Raw genomic sequence first — 12,709 nt, forward strand, 5'->3', positions numbered from 1 at the left:
GGTGTTTGTTGTGACGGTGACTACATCTGGAGTGAATGGGGTTGAAGTTGATTGAGTAAGTTCAACTTCGTGATCACGAGACGTTGCGGCGTGATTTAGTGAAATGATTGAAGATTCGGGATGGAGAGAGCCAACAAGAGAGTTGGGTATTTTTTTCGAGTTCACTTCTCCAGTCCCTTCAGTGATCAGTTATTTTCTGTTTCTGTTTTTTGGATGTACTGCTCGTAGAAATCTAGAGCCAGTTTATCGATAGTGTCGTAACCTTCAAAGACTTCAATTCCAGCGGTCTCTAACTCTTTTTTCGGACAATCACCAATCTTGGAAACTAATACACCTTTACAGTCGGTGATAGTTTTAATGATATTGTCTAGCGTTGCCTCTTCACCGTATCCACCTTGACAAAAATGATCAATTTTACGGTGTCCAACGAAAGAGACTTCTGAACCATCAACTTCGTAGATTTGGAACTCTTTGGCATGGCCGAAGTGTTGGTTGACTAACCCACTACCTTTTGTGGCAACAGCTACCAAAATCTTAGGCTGATCTTTAGTCGGTTGCGGCTTGGCGGGTTGTTGTGCCTTGGCTGCGGCGAGTTGTTCACGGAAGGTTTCAATTCCGGCGTGAACTTCCTGACGTTGTTCAAAATCGTATTCCTGGGGCATTTCCATGAATTTATCTTTTGTAAATTCTTGGCTGCGATCTTCTCCCAAGAGTCCGACTGCATCTGCGCGACATTGACGACAGTGACGCATCAACTTCAAACCATCTGAACAGTTATCTTGCAGTGCTTTGAGTTCTTTAGGTGTGGGTCCGCGTTGTCCGGTTAAGCCGTAGTGAGTGCCATGTTCAGGGGCGGAAATCAGGGGCATAATGTTGTGGAGGAATGCGCCTTTTGACCGAACCACTTCATGGACTTCTTGTAAGTGTTCGTCATTGACTCCCGGAATCATTACGGAGTTGACTTTGCAGAGGATGTCTGCTTCTCTGAGGGCGTCTAATCCTTCCATTTGACGCTCGTGAAGGATTTTTACGCCTTCAATTCCGCGATAGCGACGACGACCATAGTGAACCCAAGGATAGATCATTTCGCCGATCTTGGGGTCTACCATGTTGATGGTAATGGTGACGTGATCGATATTTAAGGCTTTGATGCGATCAATGTAATCGGGAAGCATCAATCCGTTGGTGGACAAGCACAGTTTGATATCGGGTGCTTTGTCTGCAATCAGTTCAAAGGTACGGAAGGTTTTTTCGGGGTTGGCTAAGGGATCGCCAGGGCCAGCAATTCCCAATACCGTCATTTGAGGTATTTTACCCGCAACCACTAAGACTTTGTGCGCCGCTTCTTCTGGGGAGAGGAGTTCGCTAACAACTCCGGGGCGACTTTCGTTTGCACAGTCATATTTGCGGTTACAGTAGTTGCACTGGATGTTACAAGCGGGCGCAACGGCGACGTGCATCCGGGCGTAGTGATGATGCGCTTGTTCACTGTAACAGGGGTGCTTCTCAATACGCTCTAATAGTTTCTCGTCAGTGACTTTCTGAGTAGAAGAATCACAGCCACAGTTTCCTGATTTTTTGTCGGAAACTGGAGAAGGATTAGCGGTCTGAGTTTCGAGTGTCAGATTGCCTTTAGGATGTAACATTGAATTCCGTAAATAAGTGAGAAGGTTTTTGAGATAAAAAGAACGGAGGAATCGAAATATTGTTAGATGGGTGAATCTCGAACCGGGTTGAGAAGCCACTGCGAGTTACTCATCAAAGTATTTTTCGGATTCTGTATCCGTATTCTGTATCTGTTTCTTTGGAATTCATCATTTTGCATGATGAGGACAAGTCATTCTTTCCTAAGTTGGAGAGAAATAACGGAACAAGAAACGAGGAAAGAATTAATAACCCTTCAGTTGCAATTTGCGTCTGAGTGGGTGATTTATTTTTCCGAATGGTCTTCACTTGAGGTTTCCGGACTCATCCCGCGCTGTGGGCAATTCCATTTCCTAACTCCGAATTAGGTTTTACTCGTTTTTCAGCGTTAGCAACTTTATACCATCCCCCTGCAAATGCGCTTGAAGTTAGGCATCCGGTTCAGGTTTATTGGATTAGTTAAAGATGTACTCATCTTCTCAAACCTAGAGAGAGTCGGGGTTAAATTTTTTTTGTCGGGTGGGGTTCTAGTCTTTTTTAGGTTGGGTTCTAGTCTTTTTCACTCTAGTGCAGGGTATTTTTGTACTCACCCTCTATGCTTTTATTCATCAGGATTTGATGCGATTATTTCCTGTAAATATACCCCGGTTTATTTTGTACTCATTCCCCTAAAAAAAACTGGAGTCAGCCTCTCAAGCTCCCCCAGTGCTGTCACGGAATTCAATTCTGTATCTAAGTTAACATTTTTTTAATTAGGGGGTTTGATATATGTGTCTATGCCCTCAAAATATTACCGCTTAAAACACTGGAAAGCTAGACCTATCAACGACTTCATCTGTAAGTATATCTTAAATATTTGAGTTCACCTTTGATCGGGTCAAAACTTACCCTCAAAATACCCTTCAAACACTGATTTAGTATATACTTAAGGGTGAGGCTGAAAATACTCGTTCCCCTACCCATAAATACCCAAACCCCTCTGCAAAAATATCAGTCCCCCGCCCCAAAAAGAAATTTTTAGAGAGTTAAAAGCCCGATGTATTCTTCCTTTCAAGAATCTGAGTACACCTTTAACTAATCAAATAAATCTAACTGGCTTAGTGCATACTGGTAGAGAGTGAGCCACTTGGTATAAGCAGTAGAAACGAGACCTGTTCTAATTGACTCACGGAATCTGATGCTACAGCCCATCACTCTCAGAGAACGTCGAAGACGGGAGACAAACCAGCCAGAGAAGACTTCATCAAGTCCTCCTGTGGGTTTTTGTCCCCCTACCCCGCCAGTCTCAGAAGTCAAAGGTTCACAATCTTGTACTTCTGTAACTCTAGTTGAGGGATTAAAAGCACTTTGGAATGATTTCCAGATTGTTTTTGAGCGAGATCCGGCGGCTCGCAATTGGTTAGAGGTGCTTTGCTGCTATCCGGGTTTACACGCTTTGGCGATACACCGGATCTCTCACTGGATGTATCATCGTCATCTTCCCTTCCTACCTCGCTTTATGTCTCACCTGGGACGGTTTTTCACTGGAATTGAAATTCATCCGGGTGCAACGATTGGTAAAGGAGTCTTTATTGATCATGGCATGGGAGTTGTAGTCGGTGAGACAGCAATCATCGGTGATTATTGTTTAATCTATCAAAATGCAACGCTTGGAGGCACCGGAAAAGAAAGCGGTAAGCGCCATCCGACTTTAGGTAATAATGTCGTGGTGGGAGCTGGAGCAAAAGTATTGGGCAATATCACCATTGGTAATCATGTCCGTGTGGGAGCGGGTTCTATCGTTCTCAATGATGTCCCGGATGATTGCACTGTAGTTGGTATCCCTGGTCGTGTTATTTCTCGTTCGGGTCGCGGTTGTCCCCTAGAACATGGCAAACTTCCAGATGTGGAAGCCAAGCTGATTCGGACATTAGTTGATCGCATTGAGCAATTGGAACAACAAGTCCAACAAATTCGCAACTACGAAGTTGGAATTCGCAATTAATTGCTCTTGTCTCCAGAATTTGATCGAATGCGTCCTAAACTTTCTGAATAAGCTTCATACCATGTTTAAACAACTATCTCCTTCTGGTGCTGTCATTAGTCCGGTTACGGTTTTACAGGGCGATCGCTGGATTGTTTATCATCGCTTACAAGAGTTGATGATTCCCTGTTGGTGTCCTGAAGATGGACTCCTATGGGTTGAAATTCAGCACAGTAATCACGCTATTTTGTTACGAAGTGTCATCCAACAGTTTATGGCGTCTCGGCCACAATTAGTAGATTGGTTAGAACGCTGTTGGGAAATGGATATTTCTCCTCAAGGAGTTCAAAATTACGAGTTTCATGGAGAATTGGAACGTTAAGACCGAAAATTGAAAAAGAGGCTCAGTTAAATTGACAATGCGGAATTATCCATCAGGAATGATCATTCATTGTTTGAGACTTCAATCTGAACCTAGAGTCTCTAGTCTGATTTCCCTCTTTTTCAATTAATCGAATACTGCTTCTTTCTCTGGGAAACTCAATCTTGTATCGCTCTCAACTCAGCTTGTCAACGTCTAGAGAGTTATGAGTTTAGAGCAACCCGCTACAATTGTGACACCGTTGTAGCCCCATCCATTCTCAACAGTCTGAATTCAATTCTTTGGATCAATTTTTCTACTCTCATACCTTAAGGGTTTCACTACCAAAGTCAACGGACAAGTGTTACACGAAAGGAAAAGTCTTAGACAGGCTATCTTTATATTCCCGAGTCAAGGAATCAATCACCTACGCAGTGGTTGCTCACGAAATCTCATCGTATCCTTGGGCGGAGGATTGAATATTGCTCTTGCTCAACTTCTGGGTTTTGATCTTCTCAATCAAAACTAATCTCTGAAGTTAGAAGGTACAGTAGAATTAAATTCTCTACATCTGTTCTTAAATAGAACGGTCGGGAAAAGAAAAAATTTAATTCTCAATTCATTCAATTGCTGGAACATCTACGTCGATCTGATATACCTTCGCTACACTATCCCCAAGAGCAAGTTTCATCTTGATAATCTCAAGCCTTCAGATAGCCTGGTTTTGGTCATAACTGAATCAGCGTGATTCAGCAGGGAAGAAAAGAAAATTCACCAGAACAAGTTACCTCAAGACTTAATTCTGTAGAATTATTCAATTTTTCTTGATTCCCAAAATCACCACATCAAACCTCACCTGAAGTGCTGTCATGGAATACAATTCTAATTTCACGGAATTCTGTCGATTTTTGCAAGATGAACTGGCAATTTCTCACGACGAGTTAAAAGTCGCCATCCAACGCAGAAAGCATTCAACTGATCCTTTGCCGATGTTGCTTTGGCAATATGGATTTATCTCAATCTCTCAACTACAAACCATCTTTGATTGGCTCAAAAACAAGCCCCAGTTTGATTTCTCATGAACAAACCCGCAACAGTAGAAAACCGCAAGGAACGTTCATCAAGAAAGGGACAAGGTAACTCGGAAATAAACAGAAAACGAGGCCTTAACTAAACGCTATGCCTAAAACTAACAGATTCGCGCTGACTGTCTATCCTCAATCCCGAACTCCTATATCCCTGTGTTAATAGTCCCTTATTTTGGAGAGATAGTCAAATCAAACCTGAAATCAACTCCAAAATACCAGGGTACTGATTGAAATAGCTGCCGGTTTTAACCGTGCAACGTGCGTGAGCATTATGCCAAATCTGTTTCTCAATTGTGGGGAAGTCTAGCCATGAATGAAATTCAAATTAATGATACAACCTTACGGGATGGTGAACAAGCCGCCGGAGTTGCGTTCACTGTCGATGAAAAAGTCGCTTTGGCATCTTTCATGGATGCGATTGGGATTCATGAATTAGAGGTTGGTATCCCAGCAATGGGCGCTGAAGAAGCCCGAGCTATTTCCGCGATTGCTAATCTTGACTTGCGGACTTCACTCATTGGCTGGAACCGAGCGGTACGTTCTGACATTGAAGCCTCTATCGCTTGTGGTCTTAAACGAGTTCACATTTCTATCCCGGTTTCTGAGATTCAGATTGCAGCTAAGTTTCAGGGAAATTATCAGGCGGTTTTACAACGACTTCGAGATGCGGTGGAATTTGCCGTTGACCAAGGCTTGTATGTCGCGGTTGGGGGGGAAGATTCCTCTCGCGCTGATGAATCGTTTCTAACCGATGTGGTTTTGTCGATTGAAAGTTGGGGAGCGAGTCGTTTTCGCTTTTGCGATACGGTGGGTATTCTTGACCCGATGAAAACCAGTCAAAAAGTTGCCCATTTAGTGAGTCAATTGTCTATTCCGGTGGAGATGCACACTCACAATGATTTTGGGTTAGCGACGGCGAATGCCTTGGCAGGTTTGCAAGCGGGTGCGACTTCGGTGAATACGACGGTTAATGGCTTGGGAGAACGGGCTGGAAATGCGGCTCTCGAAGAAGTCGTGATGGCTCTTAAGCAAATGTATGGCCTGAATCTGGGCATTAATACTCGTCGTTTGCGGGAACTATCGGGCTTTGTGGCTCAGGCTTCGGGTTGTCCGGTTCCGCCTTGGAAAGCCATTGTGGGTGAAAATGCTTTTGCTCATGAAGCGGGGATTCATGCTCACGGGATTTTAAAAAATCCTAACACTTATGAACCTTTTGCCCCAGAGGAGGTGGGTTGGGAACGTCGTTTGGTTGTGGGTAAACATTCGGGACGACATTTGATTTCGACTGTACTCCAACAAAACGGCATTACGTTAACGACAGAAGAAATAGCTACGGTTTTAGAAGCTGTGCGTAATTTTTCTGTTCAGTTTAAGCGCAGTTTAACTGTGGAAGAATTGTTAAATTTAGTACCTCAAAGGAGAATAGCTCATGGGATTAGCTAGAGTTGATGCTGTTGAAATTAATGACTCGCCGAAATACGAGCTTGAACAAAAGGTTAGAGTTCGTAAAATGATTCGCAATGATGGTACTTTTCCGGGTAAAGAAATCGGAGAAAATCTAGTCAAAAAAGGCGATGAAGGTTATGTTATTAGTATCGGCACTTATTTGCAAGCTTATTACATCTATGCTGTACATTTTCTTGATAAAAATGTTATAGTTGGATGTCGGGCAAAAGAATTAGATCCTGTCGATTAAAGTTTTGATTGAAGATTGGGTCGGCTCTACGATTTAGATTTCACAATCTTCGATTTCAGTTTGTAGGTGGTCGGTTGAAATGGCTAGATTGATCTGAAATTCAGATCAGTTTAGGAAGACTGTCACCTACGAGAACACAATAAGTAAAGGAGGTTTTACTGTGAAAGTAATGTTACGCAAAAATGCAGCCGGACAACTCTCAGCTTACGTTCCTAAAAAAGATTTAGAAGAAGACGTAGTTGAAGAAAAAATCGGTGAACAAGGAAAGATTTTCGTACTGGCTAATGGTTGGGAATTAATATTTCCGAAATTAGAAGAACCCTTTGATTTACCACTCACAGCAGAAGCAAAAAAACTGTAATAGAAGATCAAGAAGCAATTTTGAACTTCAGACTTCTGATTGACTTCTGACTAAAGATTTGAGCATTTGACAGGCTCCATTTGTGTGATTTAAACGTTGTACAAGTGTTGCTGAAGGTTGATGAAAAACCTCCGGGTTTAGAAGACTTCAGAATCCCTGCTTAGAGAAGATCATTCTTTGGGTATCAGGGAAAAATCCCATAACTGAATCATTGAGAGGAAGTTATGCGGGGCTGTCATCAAAAGAAGGCTAGGAACTCATGTAGATTTTAATTTCTGATTGAGTTTTCAACGAGTTGGAGTAATGCCAAAAGTCTCTAACATTATGACAACCGATGTCGCCTTTTCAACAATTCTGTGATTAACCTCCAGAAGTGCTGCACGTTCCTAATAATCAGCTTTTCGCCAGCAATGGCACTGCTGTTTTCGTGAACATTGGCTAAAGAACTTGGGTTTAGGAATGTGGAACCCATAAGGGGGTCAAGACTTTGGCGAGAGGGAGTCAATCAACGGTTTAACGGGTGCATCAATTGAATTCATTTGAATTGATTTCAACGTTTATTTTTTCCTAACTCTCTCTTTCTATCCTCGGTGAGTTCTCAAGCTTCCCTTATGAACTTTCCCAAATATTCCTAAAACTGAGAAACCATGAATTACTTTAGCGTTGATCTCGATTCTCGACAAATTTCTGACCATTCTAAATCTGAAGGGTTAGCCCATCAGCAATTGGAAAACGCCTGTCGTCAACAGATTTATGCGGCTTCTGTTCGTCAATCCAATTTACAAGAAAACAGCACCGTACTGTCTGAGGAAAATAGCTTAGTGGCAACATTATTCGCTCAATGCGAGTGGAATGTTAACCAGATCGCTGACACGAATACATTGGCGATTCAATGTCCGGATTTAAGCTCAAACTTAATCGTTTTTGAGAAAGTGATGAGATACGCCGGGGCGTTGAAACCGTTTGCAATTAATAAAGTTCGTGTATTTTCTCCCTCTAACCGGGGAAATCCTTTGGAAGTACGAGTTGATGAACTTTCTGTGAATCGAAATTGCTCGTGATTAAGCGATGAACTGTTATATTCGACGACAACGACATGAAAGCGAAACTCTCACTTCATTGAAGATCTTGTATTAGCGAGCGTAGTTCGCCTAAAACAGATATTCGTGGGAATGAGACAAGACCTGTACAGATATTTTACTGACAACCTTAGTAGGAGAACACCCATCATGGTTGCTACATTAACCAGTGTAACTAAAAGCGGTAAAACTTGGGAACCCAAATTTGTTGAGTCCCTTGATCAAGAAAATTGTTTGGGTTGTGGTCGATGCTTCAAAGTTTGTGGTTTCAACGTTTTGGGATTAATTGCCCTCAACGAAGATGGCGAAGTTGTCGATGAAGATGAAGATGAAGTCGAACGCAAAGTAATGAATATTGACAACCCTGAAAATTGTGTAGGTTGTCAGGCTTGCTCACGGATTTGTCCTAAGAAATGCTACAGTCATGCCACAGTTGCCGTGTAGGACAATATCCTAATAGTTATCAGTGAACAGTGAGCGGTTAAGTCATAATGGTAACTATAAAGCTTATCACCGTTCACTGTTTTCTCTGCACAATCAATGTTGAATCTAGATTGTGCAGACTGTTAACTTTTTAGCACCTGGAGTTATAACTATGCGCGTTGCTCATAATATTACTGAATTGGTGGGTCGAACTCCCCTTGTTCAACTCAATTCGATTCCCCAATCTCAAGGCTGTGTGGCTCAAATTTTGGTAAAATTAGAGGGGATGAATCCCGCCGCTTCCGTTAAAGATCGGATTGGCGTGAATATGATTAACGCCGCAGAACGAGAAGGTTTGATTATTCCCGGTCATACGGTATTGGTTGAACCAACTTCTGGAAATACTGGTATTGCGCTGGCTATGGCTGCCGCAGCGAAGGGATATCGCCTGATTCTCACCATGCCGGATACCATGAGTGTAGAGCGTCGTTCGATGTTGCGTGCTTATGGCGCCGAGTTAGAATTGACTCCCGGTTCACAAGGGATGAAAGGGGCAATTCAAAAAGCCCAAGAATTGACGGAAAGGGTGACGAATGCTTATATGCTACAACAGTTTAGCAACCCCGCTAACCCGGAAATTCACCGCCAAACCACTGCAAAAGAAATTTGGGAAGATACAGACGGACGGATTGATTTTTTAATCGCAGGTGTCGGAACGGGTGGTACGATTACAGGGATTGCTGATGTGATTAAGCAATACAAACCGGCTTTTCAAGTGATCGCTGTTGAACCGACAAATAGCCCGATTTTATCCGGTGGAAATCCTGGCCCCCACAAAATTCAAGGGATTGGCGCTGGTTTTATTCCTGAAGTTTTAAACGTTGATTTAATTGATGAAGTCGTTCAAATTACTGATGATGAAGCGATGAATTATGGTCGTCGTTTAGCCCGAGAAGAAGGGATTTTATCAGGAATTTCGACAGGTGCGGCTTTGGCTGCGGCGATTAAAGTGGCTCAACGTCCTGAAAATGAAGGTAAACTGATTGTGATGATTCAACCGAGTTTTGGGGAACGGTATCTCAGCACGCCGATGTTCCAAGATTTGGAAGAACAAAAAGAACCCGTATTAATTAGTTAATATTGCCCCCTTTCCCCCCCAATTCTGCGCCCCCGCCCCCAATTCTGGGGGGTAATCTCAATTAACTTTTTACAAATCAAGTAACATTGCCCCCAAACCCCCAATTCTGGGGGCTAAGATTAATTTTGTACAAATCGAGTAATATTAAAAGTTGGTGGATACGCAAGCGATCACCGGACTTTTTCAATTGTTTTCTGAACAGGTGGAATGTGTGCTGCTGAATGCTTGCCATTCTGAATATCAAGCCCAAGAAATAGCGAAACAGATTAATTCTGTGATTGGGATGAGTCAGGCGATTAATGACAGGTTTGTGAGAAATCTATCAATTTAAGCCCCCAATTTTGGGGGTTTGGGGGCAATGTAGTTGACAACTCATGCGGTGATTGCTATATCTTTGTTCAGAACCTGCCCCGACAAAACTGGTAACTATTGAATGGAGAAACAAGAACAGTTCACACCTCAACACACCGCAGATGGTTCTTACACGTTCTATTCGACAGAGTTTGGTGAGTCTTTTCATAGTCAGTTTGGGGCGAAACAAGAAGCAGAATTAAAATTTGTTGAACCGTTAAATCTTCGTCAACGCGCTCAACATTCTCCCTTATTTTTACTTGATATTTGCTATGGTTTGGGTTATAATAGTGCTGCGGCACTAACAGCAATTTGGGAAACTAACCCGGATTGTCAGGTCGAATTAATGGCTTTAGAACTCGATGAAACAGTGCCGAAAAGTTCTATCGCCCATCACGTTTTAGAGAGTTATCCGGCGGAAATTGTAGAAATATTAGCGCAATTGGCGACAACTCATTCTTTCCAAAGCGATCGCTTAAACGCTAAACTGTTACTGGGAGATGCACGAACCACGCTGCAACAAGTTCAATCTTCTGGGTTCAAAGCCGACGCTGTTTTTCTCGATCCATTTTCACCCCCGGTTTGTCCGCAACTGTGGACGGTGGAGTTTTTAAGCCTTGTCGCCCAATGTCTTAAACCGGATGGGAATTTAGCCACCTACTCCTGTTCAGCTACGGTGAGAAGCGCCTTACTCGCCGCAGGATTAACCATTGGTTCAACTTCTCCCGTCGGACGACGCACACCCGGAACCATTGCGGGGTTTTCCTCTGCTGCGTTACCTTCGTTATCGACATCCGAACTCGAACATCTACAAACTCGCGCTGCTGTTCCCTATCGAGATCTGAGTCTAAACGATAACGCTGAGAGTATTATACAACGTCGTCAACAAGAACAACAGTCTTCGACCTTAGAACCGACCTCTCAGTGGAAGAAACGGACTCTCCCAATGCTTGACGAAAACAGTATTAACTAATACATTTTTTCGGAATGACGAAGGCTAAAAACCTTGATCAGGCTAGATAATCATCTGACGTTATCACCACAAGTATGGGAGATCCTCATTAACTATACATTACTACCAGCAAGTTTAGGTGTCATTTGGTCTTGATTTTTGTTAAAGTTACACCCTAGACTAATAGTAACTTGAACCAATACTTCTTAGGAACACAAAAATGACACAATCTCAATTTACAGCAGCAGACAGAACAGCATTTTATAGTCAAGAAGAACGCCTCTATAATGGTTTTGGAAGCGAAGGAGGAATGATTCGCTGGGGTTATTTTGACAACTTAGCAACTGCTGATACAAAGGATTTTCTGACAGCTTGTCAGCGATGGAATCATTATCTTCTCGAAAAAAGTGGTATTGATGTTAATTCCAAAGTATTGGTGATCAGTTTTAATCATCACAATACAGCAATTGGGTTGGCTGAACAAATAAAATGTAAGGTTGTGAGTGTAGATCTCAGCGATTATTCTACTCCTTCAACGCCAATAACTGTTCAAGATCAGGATAACCTGTCTTTTCATCAAGCCTCAGTCACAGAACTTCCGTTTCCCGATAATTCCTTTACTCATGTTTTGAGTTCGGCAACGTTTTATCGGATTCGGGAAAAAGAAAAAGCATTACAGGAAGTTTGTCGTGTTCTACAAGACAATGGAAATTTAATCTTAGATGATTGGGTCAAAAAAAATACAGCAATGAGTGATTCAAATCGTGATTTCATGGAAAATTTAATTGGATTTCATTCTAACTTTAGCTCAAAATCATATCCGCAGTTTTTCAATCAGTTAGGTTTAATGGTGTTTGAAACTGTAGAGTTCAGTGAACATCTCAAAAAAAGTTATGATTTGTTGTCTCAAATGGCTGTAGACAAATATCCCGAGTTGAGTTCAGCTTATCAAAAAATATCTGCCGCTATATCAAATGATGAAATGGAATGGTATTTTTATCAATGTGAAAAAGTCAGAGATCGCCTCTCCTGGATTCACGAGGATAAAGACACCGATCAAATTCAGAAAAGATATGATGCTTGGTCAAGTCTATATGAAGCCGAACTCCGTCAATCTTGGGAAATTATGCCGAACAATGCAGCTAATATTTTAGAAAAATTACAACCCAATTATCACATTTCTATTCTGGATGCGGGAGCAGGAACAGGAATAGTAGGTGAGGCATTACAACAGAAAGGATACAAAAATGTGACGGCGATTGATATCTCATCAAAAATGTTAAAAATTGCTCAAGAAAAGCAAGTCTATACAGCATTGCATCAGGTAAATTTAGAAGAAAAAATTGTCTGTTTGAATGTAGAGTCTTTTGATGCAATTTTAGCCATTGGCGTGTTTACTTATGGTCACGCGAGTCCCACTGGTTTATACCACCTTTTACCATTGTTAAAAAAAGACGGAATTTTTATTCTAACTGTGCGATTATCGAATCAACCCATGCAAGAAGCATTTAAACAACTACCCTGGCGTTTAATTGAGCAACAAGAGTATATGTTTGAAGGTGCGCCTTTTTATATTATGGCTTATCAAAAGAATTAATATTGTCGGCTCTCTCGTAGTTAATCACAAATTATATATCAAATTTACTTTTTGAT

The 12,709-nt window shown here is 41.9% G+C and carries 13 protein-coding genes; 12 read left to right on the top strand and 1 reads right to left on the bottom strand.

From position 1 onward, the window contains the following. Nucleotides 1-185: 185 nt before the first annotated feature. Nucleotides 186-1,646, bottom strand: coding sequence for a nitrogenase cofactor biosynthesis protein NifB (gene nifB / locus L8106_RS10240; protein WP_009784203.1), 1,461 nt, complete (start codon nt 1,644-1,646; stop codon nt 186-188). 1,253 nt (nt 1,647-2,899) lie between these two features. Here nifB and cysE point away from each other — a divergent pair. The 12 genes from cysE to L8106_RS10295 all read left to right on the top strand — a co-directional run bounded on the left by cysE (nt 2,900) and on the right by L8106_RS10295 (nt 12,653). Further along, entirely contained in the window at nt 2,900-3,628 is a 729-nt protein-coding gene (gene cysE / locus L8106_RS10245) for a serine O-acetyltransferase (RefSeq protein WP_009784204.1), read from the top strand. Nucleotides 3,629-3,689: 61 nt separating this feature from the next. Further along, a complete protein-coding gene (locus tag L8106_RS10250; protein ID WP_009784205.1) occupies nt 3,690-3,989 on the top strand; it encodes an Asr1405/Asl0597 family protein in 300 nt (99 codons plus the stop codon). A gap of 848 nt (nt 3,990-4,837) precedes the next feature. Then, complete coding sequence (locus L8106_RS10255; RefSeq protein WP_009784206.1) at nt 4,838-5,050, top strand: DUF2949 domain-containing protein; 213 nt, start codon at nt 4,838-4,840, stop codon at nt 5,048-5,050. Nucleotides 5,051-5,365: 315 nt separating this feature from the next. Beyond that, nucleotides 5,366-6,499, top strand: a complete 1,134-nt coding sequence (nifV, locus tag L8106_RS10260; protein ID WP_009784207.1) for a homocitrate synthase — start codon at nt 5,366-5,368, stop codon at nt 6,497-6,499. Then, nucleotides 6,486-6,752 (top strand): nitrogen fixation protein NifZ, encoded by a 267-nt coding sequence (locus L8106_RS10265; protein WP_009784208.1) that lies wholly within the window; start codon nt 6,486-6,488, stop codon nt 6,750-6,752. The genes nifV and L8106_RS10265 overlap by 14 nt, the downstream gene beginning before the upstream one ends. 169 nt (nt 6,753-6,921) lie before the next feature. After that, entirely contained in the window at nt 6,922-7,113 is a 192-nt protein-coding gene (gene nifT / locus L8106_RS10270) for a putative nitrogen fixation protein NifT (RefSeq protein ID WP_009784209.1), read from the top strand. 647 nt (nt 7,114-7,760) lie between these two features. Next, on the top strand, nt 7,761-8,174 hold the full coding sequence (locus tag L8106_RS29530; protein WP_009784210.1) for a hypothetical protein: 414 nt from the start codon (nt 7,761-7,763) through the stop codon (nt 8,172-8,174). 168 nt (nt 8,175-8,342) lie between these two features. Then, nucleotides 8,343-8,636: a ferredoxin III, nif-specific gene (gene fdxB, locus L8106_RS10280; protein WP_009784211.1), complete on the top strand. Its 294-nt coding sequence runs from the start codon at nt 8,343-8,345 to the stop codon at nt 8,634-8,636. Nucleotides 8,637-8,787: 151 nt separating this feature from the next. After that, nucleotides 8,788-9,753 (top strand): cysteine synthase A, encoded by a 966-nt coding sequence (gene cysK, locus L8106_RS10285; RefSeq protein WP_009784212.1) that lies wholly within the window; start codon nt 8,788-8,790, stop codon nt 9,751-9,753. Nucleotides 9,754-9,907: 154 nt separating this feature from the next. Beyond that, nucleotides 9,908-10,084 (top strand): hypothetical protein, encoded by a 177-nt coding sequence (locus L8106_RS32090; RefSeq protein ID WP_009784213.1) that lies wholly within the window; start codon nt 9,908-9,910, stop codon nt 10,082-10,084. Between the two features lie 102 nt (nt 10,085-10,186). After that, nucleotides 10,187-11,077: a tRNA (5-methylaminomethyl-2-thiouridine)(34)-methyltransferase MnmD gene (locus tag L8106_RS10290; RefSeq protein ID WP_009784214.1), complete on the top strand. Its 891-nt coding sequence runs from the start codon at nt 10,187-10,189 to the stop codon at nt 11,075-11,077. A 199-nt stretch (nt 11,078-11,276) separates the two neighbouring features. Further along, nucleotides 11,277-12,653 carry a methyltransferase domain-containing protein gene (locus L8106_RS10295; RefSeq protein WP_009784215.1) on the top strand — a complete coding sequence of 459 codons (1,377 nt, stop codon included), beginning with the start codon at nt 11,277-11,279 and terminating at the stop codon, nt 12,651-12,653. The last annotated feature ends 56 nt before the right edge of the window (nt 12,654-12,709 follow it).

Origin of the sequence: Lyngbya sp. PCC 8106 (assembly GCF_000169095.1) — a bacterium.
Taxonomy (GTDB): Bacteria; Cyanobacteriota; Cyanobacteriia; order Cyanobacteriales; family Microcoleaceae; genus Capilliphycus.